The organism is Streptomyces sp. NPDC020780 (genome assembly GCF_044334475.1).
Lineage (GTDB): Bacteria > Actinomycetota > Actinomycetes > Streptomycetales > Streptomycetaceae > Streptomyces.
The window spans coordinates 361,018-384,541 of record NZ_JBIRTB010000006.1 but is presented as its reverse complement, the minus strand read 5'-3'; the positions used below and the strand labels follow the sequence as shown (position 1 = coordinate 384,541).

19 protein-coding genes are annotated in these 23,524 nt (G+C 73.1%); 5 read left to right on the top strand and 14 right to left on the bottom strand.

From position 1 onward, the window contains the following. Nucleotides 1-190: 190 nt before the first annotated feature. Together ACH4VO_RS14530 and ACH4VO_RS14525 are read right to left on the bottom strand one after the other, a co-directional pair. A complete protein-coding gene (locus ACH4VO_RS14530; RefSeq protein WP_360996037.1) occupies nucleotides 191-1,090 on the bottom strand; it encodes a LuxR family transcriptional regulator in 900 nt (299 codons plus the stop codon). A gap of 52 nt (nucleotides 1,091-1,142) precedes the next feature. Next, nucleotides 1,143-1,880, bottom strand: coding sequence for a hypothetical protein (locus ACH4VO_RS14525; RefSeq protein WP_360996034.1), 738 nt, complete (start codon nucleotides 1,878-1,880; stop codon nucleotides 1,143-1,145). A gap of 1,500 nt (nucleotides 1,881-3,380) precedes the next feature. Between ACH4VO_RS14525 and ACH4VO_RS14520 the strand changes: the two genes are divergently transcribed. Both ACH4VO_RS14520 and dnaN read left to right on the top strand, forming a co-directional pair. Next, a complete protein-coding gene (locus tag ACH4VO_RS14520; protein ID WP_360996031.1) occupies nucleotides 3,381-5,204 on the top strand; it encodes a serine/threonine-protein kinase in 1,824 nt (607 codons plus the stop codon). A 231-nt stretch (nucleotides 5,205-5,435) separates the two neighbouring features. Beyond that, entirely contained in the window at nucleotides 5,436-6,563 is a 1,128-nt protein-coding gene (gene dnaN, locus ACH4VO_RS14515) for a DNA polymerase III subunit beta (RefSeq protein ID WP_360996028.1), read from the top strand. A gap of 126 nt (nucleotides 6,564-6,689) precedes the next feature. On the opposite strand, the gene ACH4VO_RS14510 is transcribed toward dnaN, so the two are convergent. Then, nucleotides 6,690-7,583 (bottom strand): glycoside hydrolase family 19 protein, encoded by an 894-nt coding sequence (locus ACH4VO_RS14510; RefSeq protein WP_360996025.1) that lies wholly within the window; start codon nucleotides 7,581-7,583, stop codon nucleotides 6,690-6,692. Nucleotides 7,584-8,039: 456 nt separating this feature from the next. On the opposite strand from ACH4VO_RS14510, the gene ACH4VO_RS14505 reads away from it, so the two are divergent. Then, a complete protein-coding gene (locus ACH4VO_RS14505) occupies nucleotides 8,040-8,534 on the top strand; it encodes a serine/threonine-protein kinase (RefSeq protein WP_398440944.1) in 495 nt (164 codons plus the stop codon). A gap of 249 nt (nucleotides 8,535-8,783) precedes the next feature. Continuing rightward, nucleotides 8,784-10,217: a hypothetical protein gene (locus ACH4VO_RS14500; RefSeq protein ID WP_398440943.1), complete on the top strand. Its 1,434-nt coding sequence runs from the start codon at nucleotides 8,784-8,786 to the stop codon at nucleotides 10,215-10,217. 103 nt (nucleotides 10,218-10,320) lie between these two features. On the opposite strand, the gene ACH4VO_RS14495 is transcribed toward ACH4VO_RS14500, so the two are convergent. Continuing rightward, entirely contained in the window at nucleotides 10,321-11,604 is a 1,284-nt protein-coding gene (locus ACH4VO_RS14495) for an adenylosuccinate synthase (RefSeq protein ID WP_360996023.1), read from the bottom strand. Nucleotides 11,605-11,790: 186 nt separating this feature from the next. Between ACH4VO_RS14495 and ACH4VO_RS14490 the strand changes: the two genes are divergently transcribed. After that, nucleotides 11,791-12,639 (top strand): diacylglycerol kinase, encoded by an 849-nt coding sequence (locus ACH4VO_RS14490; protein ID WP_360996020.1) that lies wholly within the window; start codon nucleotides 11,791-11,793, stop codon nucleotides 12,637-12,639. Between the two features lie 183 nt (nucleotides 12,640-12,822). Here the strand turns inward: ACH4VO_RS14490 and ACH4VO_RS14485 are convergent, their stop codons facing one another. The 10 genes from ACH4VO_RS14485 to pyrE form a co-directional block, all read right to left on the bottom strand. After that, entirely contained in the window at nucleotides 12,823-13,488 is a 666-nt protein-coding gene (locus ACH4VO_RS14485) for a response regulator transcription factor (RefSeq protein ID WP_360996018.1), read from the bottom strand. Next, complete coding sequence (locus ACH4VO_RS14480) at nucleotides 13,485-14,798, bottom strand: histidine kinase (RefSeq protein WP_360996015.1); 1,314 nt, start codon at nucleotides 14,796-14,798, stop codon at nucleotides 13,485-13,487. Before ACH4VO_RS14480 ends, ACH4VO_RS14485 begins: the two co-directional genes overlap by 4 nt. A 74-nt stretch (nucleotides 14,799-14,872) precedes the next feature. After that, a complete protein-coding gene (locus ACH4VO_RS14475) occupies nucleotides 14,873-15,751 on the bottom strand; it encodes an alpha/beta hydrolase (RefSeq protein WP_360996012.1) in 879 nt (292 codons plus the stop codon). A gap of 113 nt (nucleotides 15,752-15,864) precedes the next feature. Then, on the bottom strand, nucleotides 15,865-17,061 hold the full coding sequence (gene kynU, locus ACH4VO_RS14470; protein WP_360996008.1) for a kynureninase: 1,197 nt from the start codon (nucleotides 17,059-17,061) through the stop codon (nucleotides 15,865-15,867). After that, complete coding sequence (locus tag ACH4VO_RS14465) at nucleotides 17,054-17,902, bottom strand: tryptophan 2,3-dioxygenase family protein (RefSeq protein ID WP_360996005.1); 849 nt, start codon at nucleotides 17,900-17,902, stop codon at nucleotides 17,054-17,056. Before ACH4VO_RS14465 ends, kynU begins: the two co-directional genes overlap by 8 nt. A gap of 315 nt (nucleotides 17,903-18,217) precedes the next feature. Next, the gene (locus ACH4VO_RS14460) at nucleotides 18,218-18,631 is read right to left on the bottom strand and encodes a DUF3151 domain-containing protein (RefSeq protein WP_360996002.1); all 414 of its coding nucleotides are present in this window, start codon (nucleotides 18,629-18,631) and stop codon (nucleotides 18,218-18,220) included. Between the two features lie 3 nt (nucleotides 18,632-18,634). Then, nucleotides 18,635-20,128 (bottom strand): MFS transporter, encoded by a 1,494-nt coding sequence (locus tag ACH4VO_RS14455; RefSeq protein WP_360995999.1) that lies wholly within the window; start codon nucleotides 20,126-20,128, stop codon nucleotides 18,635-18,637. A gap of 270 nt (nucleotides 20,129-20,398) precedes the next feature. Beyond that, the gene (locus ACH4VO_RS14450) at nucleotides 20,399-21,586 is read right to left on the bottom strand and encodes a MalY/PatB family protein (RefSeq protein ID WP_360995996.1); all 1,188 of its coding nucleotides are present in this window, start codon (nucleotides 21,584-21,586) and stop codon (nucleotides 20,399-20,401) included. A 172-nt stretch (nucleotides 21,587-21,758) separates the two neighbouring features. Then, nucleotides 21,759-22,790, bottom strand: coding sequence for a class II fructose-bisphosphate aldolase (gene fbaA, locus ACH4VO_RS14445; protein WP_360995993.1), 1,032 nt, complete (start codon nucleotides 22,788-22,790; stop codon nucleotides 21,759-21,761). Nucleotides 22,791-22,956: 166 nt separating this feature from the next. Then, nucleotides 22,957-23,496, bottom strand: a complete 540-nt coding sequence (gene pyrE / locus ACH4VO_RS14440; protein ID WP_360995991.1) for an orotate phosphoribosyltransferase — start codon at nucleotides 23,494-23,496, stop codon at nucleotides 22,957-22,959. Nucleotides 23,497-23,524: the final 28 nt, after the last annotated feature.

Below are 23,524 nucleotides of genomic sequence, written 5' to 3'. Positions count from 1 at the left end.
CGGCCTTCATCCTGTTCGCACCTCGCGTCAGCGGTACTTCGTGGCGGTACTGCGCCGGGGCACGCAGGCGCGCCCGGCCGACGCGGCCGGTCGCGGCCGTCCGTCGACGCAGCCAGTTGTAGCCGTCCGCTTCCCGGCCCGACAACGGCAACTTCAGGAAGCTGCCAGCACGGACCGCGTCTCCGGTCCGTCAGCTCCCGTCCGGGGGAGGGGCCGATGACCGCCCCGGTCCCTCGATACCGCCCAGCAGGCCGAGCTCGGCGGCCCTGACGCCCGCCTGGAAGCGGGAACTGGCATCCAGCAGGGTCATGATCTCCGCGACGTAACGCCGGTAGGTGCGTACGGAGACGATGAGCTCCCGTGCGGCCACCTCGTCGGTGACACCGGCGCGCAGGGCCCCGAGTATCCGCCGGGCGAGATCCGTGCGGCAGTGGTCGCCGAAGGTGATGCGCGCGGAGGCCGGCACCGCGTTGCGCCACACGCCCTCGTAGAGCGTACGGAGCGTGCTGATGACGTCGGGCACCCTGATGAGCGACGCCCGGCGGCCGGTCGACGACTCGGCCGAGACGAGCGCCACCGCCCCGTCCACGATGACGGCCTGCAGGGGCGGGACCCGGGCCACCCGGACCTCGACGGGGGTTCCCTGGTCGAGCTGTTCGCGTACGAAGTCCTCGTCGATCATGGCCGGGGAGCACAGCATCCGCATACGGACGGTGCCGGGCACCACGTAGGTCAGCTCCCGCAGGGGCGCCCTGGCCTCCGCCCCGCAGCTCGGGCCGGAGGCCAGCACCACGTCTATGGTCGACCGGGCCGTCAGCACCAGCTCGCGCGCCTGGTCCAGCAGTTGCGCCCTGCGGCCGTCCACGGCGACGATCTGGTGGTCCCAGGAGACCCTGTTGCGGTGCCGCTCAACCGTCGACTCGATCAGGGCCCTGACCTGGAGCAGCGCCTGCTCTATGGCGTCCTGCCCCTCCTCCTGGCCGTTCGGGCCGCGGTCCGGCGGCCCGAGCGGTTCCCCGCCGGGCTCCTCGGGTCTCCGCCCCTCGCCGTCCTCCGCACTCGGGCCGGTCTCGGGTGTGGTCCTCGTCATCTTCTCTTGCCCCCGTTGCTCCACAGCTTGTGTCAGTGCCCGGACCGACGCGTCAGCACCGTTCCAGTAACCCGAGCTCCACGGCGCGGACTCCCGCCTGGAAGCGGGAGTTCGCCCCGAGCACGCGCATGATCGCGGCGACATGGCGCCGGTAGGTGCGCAGTGACACGTCGATCTCCCGGGCGGCCACGTCGTCGGTGCGCCCCGCGCGCAGCTGCTCCAGGATCCGCCGTGCCAGTTCGCCGCGCAGGCTTCCCTCCAGCCGGAGCTCGTCGGCGACGGGCCGGGCGACGGCCCAGGCTCCGGCGAAGAGCAGATCGAGCGCGCCCACCGCCGCGGGGTCGGTGACGACCGCCGCGTGCCTGCCGCCGGATCCGTCGCCCGACTGCACCAGAGCGGTCCGGCCGTCGACGATCAGCGCTTCGCGTAACTCACCGTTGGTCATGCGCACTTCCAGCGACGTCTCGGCGAAGCCCTGATGGCAGTCGGCGGACAGTTCGAGCGCCCGGCCCGCCGCGAGCAGCCGCACGGCGAGCTGGCCCCGTCTCCTCGGCGCCGCGGGCTGCGCCACTGCCGCGGCCACCGCCCTGATCACCACCGACGAGTGTTTCCAGTTGCCGGTCACCGCGAGGTGCGCCGAGTACTTGGCACCCGCCATGACGCGCTTCACGGCCTTGTCCACCGAGCCGTCGTCCGCCCTCACCAGCAGCGAGGCACCTCCCGGCCGACTGCGGTGCATCGACACCGAGGACTCGATCAGTGCCCGCGCCTCCAAGAGTGCGCGCTCCACGGAATCAGCACCGCGCATACCTTCAGGCGCATCCGTCACCCCCGAACCCATTACGCTCCCTCGTTCACTGATTCGACCGACCCGGGAAACAAGCACGCGCGCTGCATTCACCCCTCAAAGGCGCCGCGGAGTCAAATGAGGTTGACCGGTAAACCGTTTACTTTCCCAGGGTCACTTACGCGCCATCGCGCTACTTTCGCAGACATTAGATCTCGGACGTGAACCAGTCAACGGCTCACCGGCACAAGCGGACGGATCCGATCCGCGATTTCCCCTCCAGGCGCCTCCGGGCCCACCCGGCGGCGCGAAAATGTCACCAAGCTGCATCCGGGGCCCCTATTCAGGCCCTCCACATTCCGCTTACCCGGCGGTATGTGACCACATGATCACTCAGCGGAGCCGGTGATGTCCGGTAGAGGCCATCCACCTCTGGAACGCGCAGAGCCCGCCTCCCCTCCCCCCATGACCGAATCCCGTGCTCCGCCGTGCCCGATTCGGCCGCCGGACGGCGGCCACCGGCCCGGGTTGAGCACGATCCGGCCGATCTCGGATCCTCCGGGACCCGCTGGGCACGGACGGCCGGACCGCCGCGAACACGTCTGCGGCGTCGACGCGTTCGGGGCCGGCCGGACGCCTCTTGCCGGAGATCTCCGCCAGGCGGCCGGCAAGCACCGGGCGCCGTGGGGGATCCGCCCCGCACGCGGCGACCAAAGGCGTGGACCATTGGTCGCCGACCGCCCGTCACCCCGCCGGTCCGGCCCGTGTCATACCTCTCCGGCCCGCGTCACACCTCGGAGCCACTGGCCTGGCGATGTTCGCGACGCTCCGTCAGGCGGGTGCGGAGCACGGGATTCGCGCCCCGCGGGGCGAGGGGGAAGCGTGCTCGCCGCGGCCCGCCCGCCGGCCCGGGCCGCGGCGGAACCCACCGGGCCCGGGGACTCCCTCGCGCCCGCACCGGGCACCGCGGGCCCTCTTCGCGACCGGCCGTGAGGGCCTTCCGGCGGCCCGTCGCGCGGGCCTCCCGACGGACGACCGACCGACTGCAACCGTTGCGCCGCCACACAGCGTCTCCATAGGTGTGAACACACATGGTCACCGCTGATCGCACGAGCAATTCCCACCGTCCCCGTCCGATATTCCGCAAAACGTCCCCCTGCCCGCCATACGGCGTTCTCCGCATGGATCGCGCCCAGCCACTTCGGCAAATCCATTTACTACCTGTGGGTAACGAAATCAGCTCGCGGATAACCGCCGCGAGCCATAGGCGTGCGCGAAAAAGTCCGACGACTTCGGAGGAATGCGTGAGCAGTCCTCACGTTTCCTCGCCGTCAATAGCAACCCGGTAAGGAAACCGCCCCGAGCGGGCGGCATCACCTCAGGGCTGCCCCGTAATCCCTGTCGGGCGCGCGAACCCGGCCCCCGGCCGCCCCGGGCCGGCCGGGGGAACCCGTCGCTATCCTCGACCCCGGCCCACCACGGCCGTACGGGGAGGAAGCGCACATGGAGAAGCTGGGCTCCGGCGATCCGCGACACATCGGGAACTACCGCCTGCTGGGACGCCTCGGCGCCGGCGGGATGGGCCAGGTGTTCCTGGCCCGCTCCGGGCGCGGACGCACCGTCGCCATCAAGCTGGTCCGTCCCGATCTCGCGCAGCAGCAGCAGTTCCGCGACCGCTTCCGGGCCGAGGTGCGGGCGGCGCGGCAGGTGGGCGGCGCCTGGACCGCCCCCGTCCTCGACGCGGACATCGACGCGCCGGTGCCGTGGGTGGCCACCGGGTACGTCGCCGGGCCCGCCCTCGACCGGATCGTCTCGGGGCACCCGGGCGCCCCGGCCGGTGCGTCGGGGGAGTACGGTCCGCTCCCCGAACGCTCCGTACGCGTCCTGGGGGCCGGACTCGCGAGCGCCCTCCAGGACATCCACCGGGCCGGCCTCATCCACCGCGACCTGAAGCCGTCCAACGTCCTGCTGACGATCGACGGTCCCCGGGTCATCGACTTCGGCATCGCCAGGGCGCTGGACACCGCCGCCGACGGTGGTCCGACCCGCACGGGCGCCCTGATCGGCTCCCCCGGATTCATGGCACCGGAACAGGTCCGCGGCGAGCGGGTGACCACCGCGTGCGACGTCTTCTGCCTCGGCGCCGTCCTGGCGTACGCCGCCACCGGGCGGCTTCCCTTCGGGTCGCAGGACAGCGGGGCCCATGCGCTGATGTTCCGTATCGCACAGGAGGATCCCGACCTCACCGGCGTACCCGGGGGCCTGGTCGGGCTGATCCGGGACTGCCTGGCGAAGGACCCGGCCGCGCGGCCCACGACGGACGCCGTCCTGGAGCGGCTCGGCGACCCGGAGACCGCCGAGCCCTGGCTTCCCGGCACGCTCATCGCCCAGCTGGGGCGGCACGCGGTCGAGTTGCTGGACGCCGAGGACCCGGACCCGGAAGGCCCGGCGGTCCCGGCGGGTGCCGCCGGCGGCGGCCCCCACCGGGGGCAGGGACCCGCCGCTCCGCCCGCGCCCGGGAGGACGCCCGCAGGCGTGGCCACACCGCCGCAACCGGCCGGACCGGCCGCGCCCCCGCCGCAGCCGGGACCGCAGCCCGCGTACACCGCTCCGCAGCAGCCCGCGCCGTCGTACGGGTACCCGCAGCAGCCCACCCCGGCGTACGGCACCGGCTCGGGTGCCACTCCCCCGGACGGCCCGCCACCGCCGCACTTCCTGCACACCGGCCCCGCCCCCCTGCCGGAGCACCGGCGCTCGGCGGGTTCGACCGTGCTCCTGGTCGCGGTGGCGCTGGTCGTCGCGGCAGGGGCGGGCTGGTCGGTCTACGCCTTCATGCGCGGCGCCGAGGGGTACGGCGCCGCCTCGCCGTCACCCACCACGTCCGCGACGCGCTCCGGCACGGAGGGCTCCGCCTCCGACGGCTCCGGTCCGTCGCCGGACCCCTCCGAGGACGGGAAACCCGCCGAGGGCGCGATCCCCACCGGCTATCTGGGTTCCTGGTCGGGCACCGTCGACACCGGCACGGGCCGGTCCACCCGTGACCTCGTCGTCCGGCAGGGCGACATCGGGGAGCCCGTCCTGTCCCTCACGGCCGAGGGCCCGCTGGACACCGGCGGCTCCTACCACTGCGTCTTCGAGGCCTCCCTGCAGGCCGAGCCCTCCTCCGGCTCCCCGGTACGCCTCGGCCCCTCCGAGGTCACGGCCGGCGAACCGGTGACCTCGTGCACCCCGGGCAAGCCCACGGTACTGACGCTGCTGCCCGACGGGACCCTGCGCCGGGAGGTCCCGGAGACCGGCGAGAGCCTGACGTACACCAGGACGGGCTGAACAGCGGCTCCGCACCCCTTCCCCTCGGAGTCCCGAGGTGTCCCGGGACGTCCGGGACGCACCGGGGGACGCCGGTGGCCTCCCGGGCGCCGGGGCCCCGGGGGATGCCGTGGAAGTAGGGCGCCTGCAGCCGCCGGGAGTGGTCGCTGTCGCCGGGCGCGGCCGCCTGTCAGTGGTGCGGCCTACGGTGTCCTGCGACCGTGTCGTCTGCCGGACCAGGGAGGCTCCGCCGTGGAGTTCCGTATTGAGCGTGGCGCACTGACCGATGCCGTGGCGTGGGCCGCCCGGGTCCTTCCGGCCCGGTCCCCGGTGCCCGTCCTGGGAGGCCTGCTCCTCGACGCGGCCGACGGCCGGCTGCGCGTCTCCGGGCTCGACTTCGAGGCCTCGGCACGCGTCGAGACGGAGGCTCGTGTGCTGCGGCCCGGCAGGGCTCTGGTCATGGGCCGGCGGCTGCTCGACATCTGCAAGGTGCTGCCCGACGGGCCGGTGGAGTGCGCGGTGGAGGCGTCCCGGTTCACGGTGACGGGGGACGGCGCCCGCTTCGGACTCTCCCTCCTCCCGCTCGACGACTACCCGGCACCGCCGCCGCTGCCGGAGGTCCGTGGAACGGTGGACGCGGCGGAGTTCGCCGCGGCGGTCGCCCAGGTGACGGTGGCCGCCGGACGGGACGACACCCTGCCGACGCTCACCGGCGTCCGGATCGCGCTCGACGGCTCGACGATGACGCTCGCGGCGACCGACCGGTACCGCTTCGCGGTGCGCACCCTGCCCTGGAAGGCGACGGCCCCCGACGTGGTGGCCGACGTGCTGGTGTCGGCCCGCCGGCTGACGGAGACAGCCCGCACGCTCGGCCGGTCGGGCCTGGTCAGCGTGGCGCTGGACGGGAGTTCGGTGGGTTTCGAGCACGCCGGTGCGCGGACGACGGTGCGTCTGCTGGACGGCCGGCTGCCGCGCCACGACAAGCTTTTCGCGCTGGACGGCCCCGCTGTGGCGGTGCTGGACCGGGGCCGGCTGGCCGAAGCCGTCAAGCGCGTCTCCGTGGTCGCGGACGGCGGCAGCCCGTTGCAGATGAGCTTCTCGGGCGGCCGGGACGGTTCGGTGCTGCTCCAGGCGGGTTACGAGGACGATGTGGCCTCGCAGCGGCTGCCTGCCACGCTGGAGGGCGCCGAGGAGATGACGGTGGCGTTCAACCCGGGGTACCTCATGGATGCCCTCGCCTCCTTCGGCTCCTGCACGGGCGGGAGGGTCCGGATGCGCCTGATGGGGCCGGGGCAGCGGGCCATGATCACAGGCGGGCAGGACGTGGACTCCCCGGCTCACCAGCACCTGCTGATGTCCGTCAAGCCCGCTCTGCTGTGACGTCGGCCCCGGACCGGGGCGGGCTCCCGGCCCGAGCGGGGGGCGGGCCGGGAGCGGGGCAGAGGGGGGTGTACCCGGCAGCTGCCGGGTACACCCCCCGTCCCGGGCGGTGCGGCGGTGCCGTGCTCAGCAGCTCAGGTTGGAGCCGGGTGTGGTGCCGAGGATCTGGACGAACGCCCGGTACTTGTCGATCCGGCTCTGGACCTGGGCGGGGTTCCCGCCGTTGCACTCCAGGGAGCCGTTGATGGACCGGATCGTCTCGCCGAAGCCGGCACCGTTGACCATGGCGTTGTGGGCCGTCATGGTCCCGGGGCCGTTCTGCGTGTTCCAGTACCAGAGGCCGGTCTTCCAGGCGACGGAGGCGTTCTGCTCCACCTGCCAGGGGTTGCCCAGCAGGTCGATGCCGAGCGCGTCACCGGCGGCCTTGTAGTTGAAGTTCCAGCTGAGCTGGATCGGGCCACGGCCGTAGTAGGCGGCCTGGCCGGCGGGGCAGCCGTAGGGCTGGCCGCTGTCGCAGTAGTGGGGGTAGTTGGCGGTGTTCTGCTCCACGATGTGGACCAGGCCGCCGGTCTCGTGGCTGACGTTGGCGAGGAAGGCCGCGGCCTCCTGCTTCTTGACCGTGTCACTGCCGGTCGTGGCGAAGCCCGGGTAGGCGCTCAGGGCCGCGGTCAGGCCGCTGTAGGTGTAGAAGGAGTTCCGGCTCGGGAACATCTGGTTGAACTGGGCCTCGGTGACGACGAATCCCGAGGGATCCGGCTGGCCCGGGTCCGTCCCGCCACCTGTACCGCAGGTCCCCTGGTCGGCCCAGACGTCGGCCGTGCCCGGCTTCTCGTTCTGCGTCCACCACTTCGCGGACCAGTTGTGCCCGTTGTACGAGGCGGCCCCGCCGCCCCAGTACACGGACGAGGAGTTCCAGGCCGGAGCGCAGGTGGCCGCCGATGCCGTGGCTGCGGGGAGGAAGACGAGCGTGGCCACGACCGCGGCCACCGCGGTTAGCAGGCTCATGACACGTTTGATCACGTGATCACTCCTTCGGCGCGGCGCCGCCGATGAGCGTGCGCCGCCATGGGGGGTCCCCCTACTCAAGCGTCGCTGGTCTGAACCTGTCAAGGTCTAGACCAGAACGGGTCCGGCCGGTCCCGAACTGTCCGGGTCCGGCGCCGTCGCCGTCGCCGACCGCCGGCTCCCTGGCGTCCAGCTTCCTGAACTACCTGGACGACTACGGCCAGGGCGTACTCGCCGTCCACGGCCACCTGCCGTGCCCGACGCCGCAGGGCCTGCGGGTCTGCGGGTCTGCGGGTCTGCGGGTCTGCAGGTCTGCGGGTCTGCGGGTCTGCGGCGAGGACCGCGGCCCCCGAGCGGTGGGGCGGGGGGCTTGGGCCGCAGGCGACGGCAACACCGCGGCACGGTAACGGAACTGCACCACAGCGGGCTGTCCGGGCACTCCGGCGGCGGCCCCTGTGCGAGGATCCGGGCGTGGATCAGCTGACACATGACGACCCGTCACACATCGGCCCGTACCGCCTGCTCGCCCGCCTCGGCGCGGGCGGCATGGGCGAGGTGTACCTGGCACGTTCCGCGGGCGGGCGGACCGTCGCCGTGAAGCTCGTACGCTCCGAACTCGCCACCGAGCCGGAGTTCCGCAGGCGCTTCGCGCAGGAGATCGCGGCGGCCCGCCGGGTCGGCGGGCTGTGGACCGCGGCGGTGCTCGACGCGGACACGGACGCCCCCGCCCCGTGGGTGGCGACGGCGTACGTTCCCGGGCCGTCCCTGCACGCGGTCCTCGCCCGACGGACGGAACCGCTGCCGGAACGCTCGGTGCGCATCCTCGCCCACCGGCTCGCCCAGGCGCTCACCGCGGTCCACACCGCGGGCCTGATCCACCGTGACCTCAAGCCCGCCAACGTCCTGGTGACCATCGACGGGCCGCGCGTCATCGACTTCGGCATCGCCAGGCCCTGGACGCGGTGACCGCCGACGGCAAACTGACGCGTACCGGCGCGGTGATCGGATCACCGGGCTACATGTCGCCCGAACAGGTGCGCGGCGAGACGCTCGAACCCGTCAGCGACGTGTTCTCCCTGGGATCGGTGCTGGCGTTCGCCGGAACCCGCCGGCATCCGTTCGGCTCCTCGGAGAGCAGCATGCACGCGGTCATGTTCCGCATCGCCCAGGAGGAGCCGGACCTGACGGGCCTTCCCGGGGGGGCTCACCGAGCTGGTGCGGGCCTGCCTGGCGAAGGCCCCGGCCGACCGTCCCACTCCGGCGGAGGTCGTCGCCCGTACGCGGGAGGTGGCCGAGGACACCGAGCCGTGGCTGCCGTCCGCACTCATCGCCGAGCTGGGCCGCAAGGCCGCGGAGCTGCTGGACTCGGACGGCCCCGGACACCGGGTCCCGGCCCCTCCCGCCGGCCCGCCTCCCGGCGCGACACCTCCGCCGGCCGGTGCCACGCCGCCGCTCCCCGCGTCGCCCCCCACCCCGCCTCCCTCCGTTCCGCCCGCGCCCCTGCGCTCCGCCGCTCCCGCGCCGCTGCCGGCCGCGGCGCCCACACCCCCGCCGCCCACCGCGCGCCCGCTCACGGCTCCCGAGGCGACCCCGGCCGTGAACCCGCCGGCCGCGGCAGCGGGGGCGCCCGCCGCACCTGCACCCCTGGGCGTCTTCGGCGCACCCCTGCTCGCCGCCGATCCAGGCCCGCACGGCACCGGCCCACAGCCCCCCGGCCCCCGGCGCCGGCGCACCGCCCTCCTCGCCGGCGCGGCCGTCGCCGTCATCGCCCTGCTCGCGGGCGGGATCACGTACGCGACCGTGACCGCGGGATCGGACGGAACCGACGACAAGCGCACGGGGGCGCAGACCTCCCCCTCCGCGGGGAAGGGCGTCGAGCCGGCGGCGGGCACCTCCACCGACGGCACGCCGTCCCCGGACCCGTCCCCCGACCCGGCGGTCTCCGCCGCCGTGGAGGGCATCATCGGCAAGGAGTACCTGGGCACCTGGGAAGGGACGGGAAAGAACGACGAGCAGCAGCCCGTCTCCTTCCGCCGCATCACCCTCACCCAGGGCGGGGTGGGAGCCGACGTGGCCACGACGTTCAACTCGTTCGACGACGCGCTGTGCAACGGCGCCGCCGAACTGGTCTCCTTCGACAACCTGATGGTGCTGGAGTCCCGGGCGCTCAGCAGCATCCCCGAGAACGCGTGCTCCGACGGGGGACGGCAGACGGTCCGGGCCGCCGGTGACGGCACACTCATCTGGACCGACGACGACGGCGAGAGCGCGGTCCTCACCAGGAGCGCCGAGAACACCGCGCCCATCCCGGCGGAGTTCCTCGGGACCTGGGAGTACCTCGGGACGGGAGGCACCCCGTCCCCCGACCGCGCCACGCTGGTGCTGCGCCAGGGGGCCTACGGCGAGGCCGTCGCCGACTACACCACCGACGGACCCGCCTACCACTGCGAGAAGCGGAGCATCCTCGTCTACGCGAACAGCAAGGAGCTCAGGCTCGGCCCGCAGGAGGTGACGGCCGCCGAGCCCGAGGACAAGTGCGAGGCCGGCGGCACGCGCACGGTGCAGATGAAGGGCGCCGACGGGCTGTCCCTCTCCGGGGTGGGATCCGAGGAGGACAAGGCGCCGGCCACCTTCCGGCGCGCGGACTGACCGGGCCCGCACAGGCGAGGGCCCCGGCGGACGCTTCGTCCGGCGTCCGCCGGGGCCCTCGGCCCTCACTCGCTCCTGCGGCTCCCGCGGTCCGTGCCGGGACCTACAGGAAGGAGTTGATCTCGATCGTCTCGGTACGGCCGGGGCCGACACCGATCGCGGAGATCGGGGCGCCGGACATCTCCTCCAGCGCCTTCACGTACGCCTGCGCGTTCTTCGGCAGGTCGCCGAAGGTCTTGGCCTTCGTGATGTCCTCGGACCAGCCCGGCAGCATCTCGTAGATCGGCTTCGCGTGGTGGAAGTCGGTCTGGCTGTACGGGAGTTCCTCGACGCGCTTGCCGTCGATCTCGTACGCGACGCACACCGGGATCTGCTCCCAGCCGGTCAGCACGTCCAGCTTCGTGAGGAAGAAGTCCGTGAGGCCGTTGACCCGGGTCGCGTACCGCGCGATCGGGGCGTCGAACCAGCCGCAGCGGCGGTCACGGCCGGTGGTGACACCGCGCTCGCCCCCGATGCGGCGCAGCGCCTCACCGTCCTCGTCGAGAAGTTCGGTCGGGAAGGGGCCGGCACCGACACGCGTGGTGTAGGCCTTGAGGATGCCGATGACCCGGCTGATCTTCGTCGGGCCGACTCCGGACCCGGTGCAGGCGCCGCCCGCGGTCGGGTTCGACGAGGTGACGAAGGGGTACGTGCCGTGGTCGACGTCCAGCAGGGTCCCCTGGCCACCCTCGAAGAGGACGACCTTCCCCTCGTCGATGGCGTCGTTCAGGATCAGCGTCGTGTCGGCGACGTACGGCCTGATCTGCTCCGCGTACTGGAGCATCTCCTCGACGATCTTCCCCGACTCGATCGCGCGCCGGTTGAAGACCTTGGCCAGGAGCTGGTTCTTCTGCTCCAGCGCCGCCTCGACCTTCTGCGTGAGGATCGACTCGTCGTAGAGGTCCTGGACGCGGATGCCGACACGGTTGATCTTGTCGGCGTACGTCGGGCCGATGCCGCGCCCGGTCGTACCGATCTTGCGCTTCCCGAGGAAGCGTTCCGTCACCTTGTCGACGGTGACGTTGTACGGAGTGATCAAATGAGCGTTGCCGCTGATCAGGAGCTTGGACGTGTCGACGCCTCGCTCGTTCAGACCGCTCAGCTCGGAGAGCAGGACCGCCGGGTCGACCACGACACCGTTACCGATGACCGGGGTACATCCCGGTGACAGGATTCCGGAGGGGAGGAGATGCAGTGCGTACTTCTGGTCGCCAACGACCACCGTGTGGCCGGCATTGTTGCCGCCCTGGTAACGCACCACATAGTCGACGGATCCACCGAGGAGGTCGGTGGCCTTCCCCTTGCCCTCGTCACCCCACTGAGCACCGAGCAGCACAAGTGCGGGCACAGGCGTACACCCCTTCCGGGCGGGGCATGTCCAAGGCCAGGGGGCGTACGTAAAGGTCGTACCTGCCGCACGACGATGTACGGCACAGCCTGAGCCGTCGAACCGGGTGCCCCGGAATAGACGAAGCCCCTGGCGCAATAGCGCAAGGGGCTCTTGCACCAAGATGCTACCCGAGGAAGGACCGAGGTGTCGGCTGCAGAGCCCCCCGGCGACGGCGACCACCAGCTACTCGTACTCATCGACCCCCTCGCCAGGCGCTTCGACGGCGAGTCCGTACGCATCGCGAAGGACGTGCTGAGTGCCGGTTCCCACGCCAAGATCTGCCTGCCCGACGGCCCGGAGGAGTTCGCCCGGGCCCTGTCGAGGAGGGGCGGGAGACGGCCGGTGGTCGTCGGCGACGACCATGCCCTGCTGCGTGCGGTGACCCAGCTGCACCGGGAGCGGGAGCTCGCGGACAGCACGCTCTCGCTGGTCCCGGTCGGCACGGCGCAGACCCTGGAACTCGCCCACGCGCTCGGCGTGCCCAGGGGCGCGGTCGCGGCGGCGCGCACGGCGCTCGACGGCGTCGCGCGCCGCCTGGACCTCCTGGTCGACGACAGCGACGGGGTGGTCCTGGGCGATCTGCGCATCCCGGCCACCGACCCGGCCGCGGGCGGGCCGACGCCCTCCACGGTCTGGGACACCTGCCGCACGCTGGTGGCCGCCCTGGTGCGCCCGGCCCCCGCCTCCGCGTCCGCGGCGCCCCGGGCCCACCGGCTCCGGGTGGAGGCGGACGGCGCCCTGCTGAACGACCTGGACCGGCCGGTCGACGGGGTGTCGGTGACCACCCGGGGCGACGGCGGCCTGGTGGACGTGGTGATCCACACGGCCTCCGGTGAGACCGTCACGGCGGAGGCCAAGGCCGTCACGGTCTCCGGCCCGGATTTCCGCTACCGCGCGGACATACAGGCCGCGGGCCCGGTCCGCACGCGCACCTGGACGGTGCGGGCGGGGGCCTGGGGGCTGATACTCCCGGCGGACCCACCCGAAGGCTGAGGGCGCCCCGGGCCGAAGGCCCGGGGCGCAAGGGGGCGGGTCCGCCGAAGGCGGTCCCGCAGCGGGACGCGGCGGTTCCACGGCAGGGCGGCCGACGACCGGGGGCCCGTAGGGGGTCGCTCCGCGTCGGCGGCACACTCCGGGCCCGGCCGGCCCGGAGACCGGCCCCCGCGTGCCGCGACGCTATCCGGGGGTGACCAGCCTCGCCTCGTACGCGAAGACGGCGGCCTGCGTACGGTCACGCAGGCCCAGCTTCACCAGGACGCGGCTGACATGCGTCTTGATCGTCGACTCGGCGACCACCAGGTGCGAGGCGATCTCCAGGTTCGAAAGCCCCTGGGCGATCAGGACGAGGACCTCGGTCTCCCGCTCGGTGAGGTCGCCGATCCGGGCCATGGCGGGTGGCCGGGGCGCCCCGGCGAGCTTGGAGAACTCCGTGATGAGGCGGCGGGTCACGGTCGGCGCGAGCAGCGCCTCGCCGGAAGCCACGACCCGTACGCCGTCGGCCAGCTGCCGCGCGGAGGCGTCCTTCAGGAGGAAGCCGGAGGCTCCCGCCCGCAGCGCCTGGTAGACGTACTCGTCGAGGTCGAACGTCGTCAGGACGAGCACCTTGGCGTCCGCGTCCGCGGCGACGATCTCGCGGGTCGCCTCGATGCCGTTGAGCTCCGGCATGCGGATGTCCATGAGCACCACGTCCGGGCGCAGCGCCGCGACCTGCGAGACGGCCTGCCGGCCGTCGACGGCCTCGCCGACGACCTCGATGCCGGGCATCGCGTTGAGCAGGACGGAGAAGCCCTCGCGGACCATCATCTGGTCGTCGACGACGAGGACGCGGATGGGGTCGTTCACGCCGTCCCCCCCTTCTCCGCGGTGGCCTCGGCCGCCGGCACGGGCAGGAACACGGTGACCTCGTACCCGCCGTCCTCCGTCGCCCCGGCCGTCATCTCCCCGTTCAGCATCGCGACCCGCTCCCGCATCCCCGTGATCCCGTGGCCCGCTCCCGGCGACGGCTTGACCAGCCCCCGGGCTGGGCCGTTGACGACCCGCAGCCCCAGCCCGCCGAGCACATAGCCGATCTCCACCTTGGCGGTGGCGCCCGGCGCGTGCCGGAGCGTGTTGCTGAGGGCCTCCTGGACGATCCGGTACGCCGACAGCTCGACGCCCTGCGGAAGCTCGCGCACCGCGCCCGTCACCGTCTTCTCCGTCTCCAGACCGGTCTCCCGGACGTTGTCCAGCAGCCTGTCGATCTCGGCGAGGGTGGGCTGCGGGGCGTCCGGCGCCTCGTAGTCCTCCGCCCGTACGACACCGAGGACGCGACGCAGTTCGGTGAGCGCGGCGACGGCGTTCTCCCGGATCGTGACGAAGGCCTGCTCCAGCTCGGGGGGCGGGTTCTCCACCCGGTACGGGGCGGCCTCGGCCTGGATCGCGACGACCGACATGTGGTGGGCGACGACGTCGTGCAGCTCGCGGGCGATGGTGGTGCGCTCCTCGAGGAGCGTGCGCCGGTCCCGCTCGACGGCGGTGACGGTGCGCTGCACGGTCACCTCGCGCTGCGCCTCGCGGCGGACCTGGAGCATGGCGACGACGAGCAGGGCGAAGGCGGAGGTCATGGCCATCGGCTCGGTGTTGGAGAAGCCCGGACCGAACTCGCCCAGGAAGCTCCCGACGAGCAGGGTGATCACCCACATCCAGGCGGCGGTACGCGGCCGGGTCCTCGCCGCCACGACGATCAGCACGCCCAGGTGGCAGACGAACGCGGCCGGCTCCCAGGGCCAGTCCCCGCTGCCCGCCACGGCCACCAGCGGGGTGCACACGATCGACACCCAGAACGCGAGGACCGGCCGGACCAGTGTCAGGAGCAGCGTGCCGGCCGGCAGGAAGGCGCTGAGGACGGTCGCGATCCCGAACGGGGAGTAGCTGTTCGCCGTGAAGACGCCTTCCAGCAGGGCGATCAGCGCGACCGCGGCCACCACCGCGTGCGGGAACCAGACGGCCCGCCTCCCGAGCGGCTTCGGCAGCCGGCGGATCACCGGTCCGTCCGTGCCCAGCGGGCCCATCGGACGGTAGTCGAACACATCGTGGAAGAGATCCTGCCGCAGGTCGCCTATCGCCCCTGCGGCCAGCCGGTACTCCGGGCTTCTGGTCTTCGTCTCGGTCACGCTTACACGGTAGGGGGAGCCCACCGCCCCGGTCGTCAGCAGTGATAGGGATCCCGGGCCGTCCGTCGCAAGTACTACCAGGCCAGCTGGGCGATCTCCTCGGCCACCACCGCGCAGGCGTCCGCGGAGGGGTCGATCAGCGGGAAGTGGCCGACGCCGTCGAGCACCGTCAGCCCGACCATCTCGCCGGCCTTCGCCGCGGCGTCCACGAACGCCTCCGCGACCGCCTGGGGCACGGTGAGGTCGCGGGTGCCCTGCACGACGGCCGTCGCTATCCCGGTCGGCAGCAGCAGAGCCGGATCGGTGTGCGCGGCGCGCGCCGCGGCCTCGTCCGGCCCGCCGAGGAGCTGGTGCACCGCGCCGGAGCAGACGTCCAGCTTCACGGCTGTCGCGAAGTCGGCGATGGGTGCCAGGGCGACGACCCCGCGCAGCGGGGGAGCCGCGGGCAGCCGCCACGGCGACCCGGCCGGCAGGACGTGCCGGGCGGCGGCCCACAGGGCGAGCTGGCCGCCCGCCGAGTGCCCGGTGACCACGGTCCTGCGTATGTCGGCCCGGGGCAGTTCACGGGCCGCCAGCTCGGGCAGGGCGTCCATCGCCGCGGCCACGTCGTCGAAGGTATCGGGCCAGCGCCCGGCGACGGGCGCGTCCGCGCCCTGCCCCGGGCCGCCCTCGCCGCCGCGCCGGTACTCGACGCTCGCCACGGCGAACCCGCGCCGGGCCAGGAAGCCGGCGAACGGCGAGACGTGGAGCCGGTCGTACGGGGCACGCCAGGCTCCGCCGTGCAGGACGACGACGAGCGGCGCGGCGTCCCGGCCGCCACGCGGCGCGAAGAAGTCGATCACCTGGTCGGGGTGGTCGCCGTAGGCCGCCGACCGGTCGGGGGCGACCGCCGGATGCCCGAGCGCCGACTCGGTCTCGGCGGCCTCCTGATCACGCGCGGCAGAATCCGACATGCTGCTCCAACCGTCCTACGCACAAGCCCAACTGGACTGACCTGCGGGGACGGTATCAGTACGGCGGGCGGCAGCCGGACGGGCCCGGAGAGCGGGCCCGTCCGGCGCGGACGCTACGCCGCCAGCACGTCCGAGAGGACCCGCGCCGCCCGCTCCGCGTCCGCGAAGCCGACGTACAGCGGGGTGAAACCGAACCGCAGGATGTCCGGGCGGCGCAGGTCACCGATCACGCCGCGCCCGACGAGCGCCCGCATCACCGGCTCCGCCTCGGCCGGGTCCTCACACCGCAGCGACACCTGGCTGCCCCGCTCCGCGTGGGCGACCGGGGTGACCGAGGCGACCCGGCCCTCGGGGACGTACGCGGCGACGCACTCCAGGAAGAAGTCCGTCAGCGCCAGGGACTTGGCCCGTACCGCCTCCACACCGACGCCGTCCCACACGTCCAGCGACGCTTCCAGCGCCAGCATGGAGAGGATGTCCGGGGTGCCGACCCGGCCCCGCACGGAACCGTCCGCCGGCGTGTACCCGGGGGTCATGCCGAACGGATCGGCGTGCGACGTCCACCCGGGCAGGGGGGAGTCGAAGGCGGTCTGATGGCGCTCGGCGACGTACAGGTAGGCGGGCGAACCGGGGCCGCCGTTGAGGTACTTGTACGTGCATCCGACAGCCAGGTCCACGCCGTGCGCGTCCAGCCCGACCGGCAGGGCGCCCGCGCTGTGGCACAGGTCCCAGACGGCGAGGGCGCCCGCCCCGTGCACGGCGGCGGTGAGCCCCGGCAGGTCGTGGAGCCTGCCCGTGCGGTAGTCGACGTGGTTGAGCAGGACGGCCGCCGTGCGCCGACCGACGGCGGCCGGTACGTCGGCGGGGGCGACCGGGACGAGGCGGTGCCCCGTCATCCGCGCCGCCGACCCGGCGATGTACCCGTCCGTGGGGAACGTCGTCGCGTCGACGAGGATCTCGTCGCGTCCGTCGCCCGCGAGCCGGCTCGCGGCCACCACGGCCTTGAAGACGTTGACGCTCGTGGAGTCACCCACCACGATCCGGCCGGGGGCCGCGCCGACCAGCGGGGCGATGCGGTCGCCGATCCGCTCCGGCGCCGTCCACCAGCCGCTCTCGTCCCAGGAGCGGATGCGCAGCGCGCCCCACTCCCGGGTGATGACGTCCTGCAGGCGGGCGGGGACGTGGCGGGGCAGCGCGCCCAGCGAGTTCCCGTCGAGGTAGACGGTGTCGTCGAGGGCGAACAGCTCCCGGTGCGCGGCGAGTTCGTCGGCGGTGTCGAGCGCCTGTGCGCGCTCTGCCAGGTCAGACATGGCTGCGCGCCGTCCACAGCTCGGGGAAGACGGTCTTGGTGGCCCGCTTCTCCAGCCAGGCGACCCCGGCCGAGCCCCCGGTGCCGGTCTTGGAACCCATCGCGCGCCGGGTGGCGGTCAGGTGGTCGTTGCGCCAGCGCCACACCAGTTCGGCGACGTCGGTCAGCACCTCACCGAGCCGCACGAGCTCGTCGTTCTGGTCCGGGGCGGCGTAGATCTCCGCCCAGACGGCCTCGACCTCGGGGGACGGCTCGTACTTCTGCGACAGGTCGCGGGTGAGCACCGACCGCGGGACGGCGTGACCGCGCCGGGCGAGCAGCGCGAGCGTCTCGTCGTACAGGCCGGGCTCGTGGAGCGCCTTCTCCAGCTCGGCGTGGACACGGGGCGCGCCCCGGTGCGGCACGAGCATGGACGCCGACTTGTCGCCCAGCAGGAACTCCATCCGCCGGTACATCGCCGACTGGAATCCGGACCCCTCGCCGAGCGAGCCCCGGTAGGAGTTGAACTGGGCGGGGGTGAGGCCGGCCAGCGGCTTCCAGGAGGCGTTCAGCGCCTCCAGCTCCCGCAGCGAGCGCTTCAGCGCGTCGCGCGCCACCTGGACGCGGTCCTCGCGCAGGGCGTGCGCCGCCGTCTCCCACTCATGGACGATGACCGTGAACCACAGCTCCATGACCTGGGTGGTGACCAGGAAGACCATCTCTCCGGGATCCTCGGAGCGCAGGTGCTGCAGGTGGGTCAGGACATCCGCCTGGACATAGTCCTCGTACGGAGTCGTACCCGCGAAGTCCAGGTGCGGGGAGTCCGCACCGGTGGCTTCGGGGTCGGGGTGGAATGTCGACATTTCTGTCTCCTCGACACGAGCTTCCGGGTAGCGGTCCGCCCCTTCCTGAGAGGTAGTGGAGCTCCGGTCCCCTGCCGGCATCCTAGTGCCCCTCAGGCAGGCTTCGCCCTGTCGCGCCGCCCGGCACGCGTGCGCGCGGCGCCGGCCGGACGGCCCGGCAGCTCCCTGCCAGGCCGCTGTCCGCCGTGCGGTCGCCCGCACCGGACGACGTCCCTCCGGGTGCGGCCATCGCCGGTCCCGGCGGCACCGGACCGGGCTGCCCGGCATGCTCCGGGCCCCGCGGGCGACGGCCCGCGGGGCCCGGAGAAGGGCGGATCAGCCCAGGATGTCGGCGGCGGTCTGCGAGGAGTCGCGCAGGAAGGACGAGCAGCGCTCGTACTCGTCCTGCTCACCGATCGACTGCGCGGCGCGCGCCAGGGCGTGCAGCGCCCGCAGGAAGCCCCGGTTCGGCTCGTGCTCGAACGGCACCGGGCCGTGGCCCTTCCAGCCGGCCCGGCGCAGGGCGTCCAGGCCGCGGTGGTAGCCCGTGCGGGCGTAGGCGTAGGACTCGACGACCCGGCCGCCCTCGTACGCCTCGTCGGCGAGCTGAGCCCAGGCCAGCGAGGACGTGGGGTACTTCGCGGCGACGTCGGCGGGTGCGGTGCCGGCCGCGAGCAGCTCGCGCGGCTCCGGGTCGTCGGGCAGGTGGGTCGGGGCGGGGCCCCCGAGCAGGTTCTCGTGGATGGACATGGCTCAAGTGTGCCTGGGCCCGGGGCCGGGCTCCAAGGGAGGGGCGGTGACCCCGCAGTGCGTCGCACACGCCGGCCGGGCGGCCCGCGTGGCCCGCGGTCCGGTCCGCAGGCTCCACCAGGCGATCACCGACCCCGCCACCAGCAGCCCGGCGCACATCGGCATCGCCCGCCGGAACGTCGAGGCGAACTCCCCGGCGTCCCGGTACGCCTCCGGGCCCATCCCCGTCAGCAGCGGGAGCGCGGCCACCGCGAGCAGGCCGGCGGCCCGCGCGGCGGCGTTGTTGATCCCGCTGGCGAGCCCGGCCCGCCCGGTGTCCACGGCGGCCAGCACCGTCGCGGTGAGCGGCGCGACCAGGGTGACCATGCCGAGCCCCAGCACCAGGACGGCCGGCAGCACGTCCAGCCCGTACGAGGCCCCCGGGCCGACCCGCAGCATCAGCAGCATGCCGGCGGCCGCCAGCAGCGGCCCCACGGTGAGCGGGACGCGCGGCCCGATCCGCCGGCCGAAGTCTCCGGCCGACGCCGAGAAGAGCAGCATCAGCACGGTCGTCGGCAGCAGCGCGATGCCCGCGCCGAGCGCCGAGTACCCGGCGACGACCTGGAGCTGGATCGCGGACAGGAAGAAGAACCCGCCGAATGCCGCGTACACGCAGAACGTGACGATGTTGACGGCGGTGAACCGCCGGGAGGCGAAGACCGACGGCGGCACCATCGGCTCCGCCCGCCGCTTCTCCACCTGCACGAACAGCGCGCCCAGCACCACTCCGGCGACGGCCGCACCGATGACCACGGGCGACGCGCTCTGCTCGGGCACCTCGATCAGCGCGTACGTGACCAGGGCGAGCGAGAGCGCGGCCAGCGCGGCCCCGAGCACGTCGAAGCTCTGGTGGGCGCCGGGCTCCCGGGACTCCGGCACGTGACGCAGCGCGACGGGCACGCAGACGGCGGCCAGCGGAAGGTTCAGCAGGAACACCCACCGCCAGCCGGGCCCGTCCACCAGCCAGCCACCGACGAACGGCCCGATCGCCGCCCCGACGCCGCCGAGGCCCGACCAGAGCCCGACCGCGCGGGCCCGGTCGTCGGGGTGGAAGCTCGCCTGGATGATGGCCAGGGAGCCGGGGGTGAGCAGCGCGCCGCCCACCCCTTGCAGCGCCCGTGCGGCGACCAGCACACCCGCGCCGGGCGCGATCCCGCAGAGCAGCGAGGCCCCGGCGAACCAGACGACCCCGACGACGAAGACCCGGCGCCTGCCGAACCGGTCCCCGAGCGCGCCCCCGAGGAGGATGAGCCCGGCCAGCGTGAGCATGTAGGCGTTGACGGTCCACTGCAGGGCCGCGAGGTCGGTGCCGAGGTCCGCGCCGATGCGGGGCAGGGCGACGTTGATGACCGTGGAGTCGAGCAGGGCCATGCTCGACCCGAGCACGGTGGTCAGGACCACCCAGCGCCCGGGTGCAGAGGCCACGCGGATGTCACCGTCGGAGGTCGTCTCGCCCATGTGCCCAGCATCGGGGCCGCCGCGTGCGAAGGCCACCCGGTCGGCGCTCCGGCTTCCGGCCGGCGGCCCCGCGGCCGGCGTCGGTGGCGCCGGCCGGACCGGTCTCTCCCGCAGGGCGTGTTCCGGGACGTCCCGCCTGTCCGCCGACGCCCGGCACGCACCCGCCGGGTCGTCGGGAGCACCCTCGACACCTCCAGTACCGGGGGTGACCCTCCGCCGTGCGATCGCACGGACCGGACGCCGCCGGGCCTGCCCTCCGGGCAGGCGACGCTACTCCGGGAACCTGCCCCCGGCCGACGGGTGCACGGCCCCCAGCGCGCGCACCAGCGCCGCCACCCCCGCCTCCGCCTTGCGGCGCGGGCAGCCCACGTTGAGACGGAGGAAGCCCGGGGCCCCGTACACCGCCCCCGGCATGATGGCGGTCTTCTCCCGTTCGATCAGCACCCGCTGGAGCGCCTCGTCGTCCACGCCCAGCGGGCGGATGTCCACCCACGCCAGGTAGCCGGCCTGCGGCGGCTCCCAGCCCAGCTCCGGGAAGGCCCCGTTCAGACGGTCCGCGACCAGGGCGAGGTTTCCCGCGGTGTACTCCCGCACCGCGTCCAGCCAGGCCGCACCCTCGCGGTACGCGGCGATGTGGGCGGTCAGGGAGAGGACCGCGGGGGAGGCCAGCCCCTCCGCCGTCTCCATGCGGCGCAGGAACTCCGCGTGGTCGGCCGGATCACCGATCAGCCCGTAGGACCCGGTCAGCGCCGGGAAGTTGAAAGCTTTGGACGCGGAAGTGACGACCGCCCAGCGACCGTCGCCCGCGACCCTGACCCAGGGCACGTGCGTGTACCCGTCGTGGACGAGGTCCGCGTGGATCTCGTCGCTGATCACCGCGACCCCGTGACGGGCCGCGAGCGCGGCCGTCTCCCGGAGCTCCGCCTCCGTCCACACCCGGCCCGTCGGGTTGTGCGGCGAGCACAGCACCAGCACCTTCGCGTCGGGGCGGGCGAGCTCCCGCTCCAGCGCCCCGGTGTCTCCCAGCGGCACCCCGCGCAGCTCCCGGCCGAGCCCGGTGACCGCCTTGCGGAAGCCGTCGTACGTGGGCGTGTGGACGACGACGCCTTCCCCCTTCTGCGTCCACATCCGGACCAGCTGCGACAGCTGGCTGAGGACGGAAGGGCCGTAGACCAGCCGGTCGGTGTCGATCGTGGTGCCGTACCGGGTCGCGTACCAGTGCGCGACGGCCGAGCGGAAGTCGTCCTGCCGCCAGGTGGTGTAGCCGAGGACTCCGTGGTCGAGGCGGGCACGCAGCGCGCTCAGTACCTCGGGTGCGGTCGCGAAGTCCATGTCGGAGATGGTGAACGGCAGCAGACCGTCCACCCCGAACCGGTCGGCGACCCCGTCCCACTGGACGCACCAGGTGCCCCGGCGGTCGACGGCGGTGTCGAAGTCGTAGCGCGCGGCCCTGCCCACGGAAGATCCTTCCTCACCGGTACGGCCGTGGGCCCGGCCTCCCGTGGTGACGGGAGACCGGGCCCACGCGCACGCCGTGACGTACGGGCCCGCTTCTTCAGGTGCGGAGGCCGCCTGCCGGGCGCTCGTGCCCGCTCCGGCTGACGTGCCCGCTCCGGCGGGGCTCGGCGTACTACTTGAGCTTCGTGCCGGAGGACCGCAGGTTGGCGCAGGCCTCCGTGACGCGCTTGGCCATGCCGCCCTCGGCGGACTTGCCCCAGCTGCGCGGGTCGTAGACCTTCTTGTTGCCGACCTCGCCGTCGACCTTGAGGACGCCGTCGTAGTTGCGGAACACGTGGTCCACGATCGGGCGGGTGAAGGCGTACTGGGTGTCGGTGTCGAGGTTCATCTTCACGACGCCGTTCTCCAGCGCGGTGGCGATCTCCTCGGCCGTGGAGCCCGAGCCGCCGTGGAAGACGAAGTCGAAGGGGTGGCTGCCGGCTGCCTTGCCGTACGTGGTCGCGACGCCTTCCTGGAGGTCCTTGAGGAGCTCGGGACGCAGGACGACGTTCCCCGGCTTGTAGACGCCGTGGACGTTGCCGAAGGACGCGGCCAGGAGGTAGCGGCCCTTCTCGCCCAGGCCGAGCGCCTCGGCGGTGCGCAGGGCGTCGTCGACGGTCGTGTACAGCTCGTCGTTGATCTCATGGGTGACGCCGTCCTCCTCGCCACCGGTCGGGGTGATCTCGACCTCGAGGATGATCTTGGCGGCGGCGGCCTTGGCCAGCAGCTCCTGGCCGATGGCCAGGTTGTCGGCGAGGGTCTCGGCCGAACCGTCCCACATGTGGGACTGGAACAGCGGGTTCAGGCCCTTGGCGACACGCTCGGCGGAGACCTCGAGCAGCGGACGGACATAGCCGTCCAGCTTGTCCTTGGGGCAGTGGTCGGTGTGCAGGGCGACCGTGATGTCGTACTTGGCGGCGACGATGTGCGCGAACTCGGCGAGGGCCACTGCGCCCGTCACCATGTCCTTGTTGTACTGGCCGCCCAGGAATTCGGCCCCACCGGTGGAGATCTGGACGATGCCGTCGCTCTCCGCCTCCGCGAAGCCGCGCAGCGCAGCGTGCAGGGTCTGGGTCGACGTCACGTTGATGGCCGGGTAGGCGAACTTGCCTGCCTTCGCCCGGTCGAGCATCTCGGCGTAGACCTCGGGGGTTGCGATGGGCATCTGTCCGCTCCTTGGGATGTGCGGGTGTGCAGTGCTTGGTCCCTGACCTGGGGGCGACGTCATCGTCGCCCCCATCTTCCCAGACTCTCGTCCCGGCTCCGCCCTGCCCGTCGGGTAGCGGGCCAGGTTTCACGTGAAACCTGGCATCTCCCCGGAAACCCGCAGGTCAGGACAGGTCGAGATCCGCCACGGAGTAGACGTTGACGTACGGCAGTCCCGCCTCGGCGATCGCCGGAGCGGCGCCCCGCTCGACGATCACGGCGACGGCGACGACCTCGCCGCCGGCCTCACGCACCGCCTCCACCGCCGTCAGCGGCGATCCGCCGGTCGTCGAGGTGTCCTCGACGACGAGGCAGCGGCGGCCCTTGACGTCCGTGCCCTCGATCCGGCGCTGCATGCCGTGCGCCTTCTGCGCCTTGCGGACGACGAACGCGTCCAGGCTCTTCCCGCGTGCGGCGGAGGCGTGCAGCATCGAGGTGGCGACCGGGTCGGCGCCCAGCGTCAGACCGCCCACGCAGTCGTAGTCCAGCTCGGCGGTGGCGTCGAGCATCACCTGGCCGACGAGCGGCGCGGCCGTGCCGTCCAGCGTGATCCGGCGCAGGTCGATGTACCAGTCGGCTTCCAGACCCGAGGAGAGGGTCACCTTGCCGTGCACCACGGCCTTGTCCTTGATCTGCTGGAGCAGCTCAGCGCGTACGTCAGTCATGCCCATGAGGGTAACGGCCGAGGCGGCG

Bases quoted from the DNA above. Each gene is read 5' to 3' on its own strand.
- ACH4VO_RS14455 (WP_360995999.1), bottom strand. From the start codon at position 20,128: ATGGGCGAGACGACCTCCGACGGTGACATCCGCGTGGCCTCTGCACCC.
- ACH4VO_RS14460 (WP_360996002.1), bottom strand. From the start codon at position 18,631: ATGTCCATCCACGAGAACCTGCTCGGGGGCCCCGCCCCGACCCACCTG.
- fbaA (WP_360995993.1), bottom strand. From the start codon at position 22,790: ATGCCCATCGCAACCCCCGAGGTCTACGCCGAGATGCTCGACCGGGCG.
- kynU (WP_360996008.1), bottom strand. From the start codon at position 17,061: ATGTCTGACCTGGCAGAGCGCGCACAGGCGCTCGACACCGCCGACGAA.
- ACH4VO_RS14520 (WP_360996031.1), top strand. From the start codon at position 3,381: ATGGAGAAGCTGGGCTCCGGCGATCCGCGACACATCGGGAACTACCGC.
- ACH4VO_RS14465 (WP_360996005.1), bottom strand. From the start codon at position 17,902: ATGTCGACATTCCACCCCGACCCCGAAGCCACCGGTGCGGACTCCCCG.
- ACH4VO_RS14530 (WP_360996037.1), bottom strand. From the start codon at position 1,090: ATGACGAGGACCACACCCGAGACCGGCCCGAGTGCGGAGGACGGCGAG.
- pyrE (WP_360995991.1), bottom strand. From the start codon at position 23,496: ATGACTGACGTACGCGCTGAGCTGCTCCAGCAGATCAAGGACAAGGCC.
- ACH4VO_RS14475 (WP_360996012.1), bottom strand. From the start codon at position 15,751: ATGTCGGATTCTGCCGCGCGTGATCAGGAGGCCGCCGAGACCGAGTCG.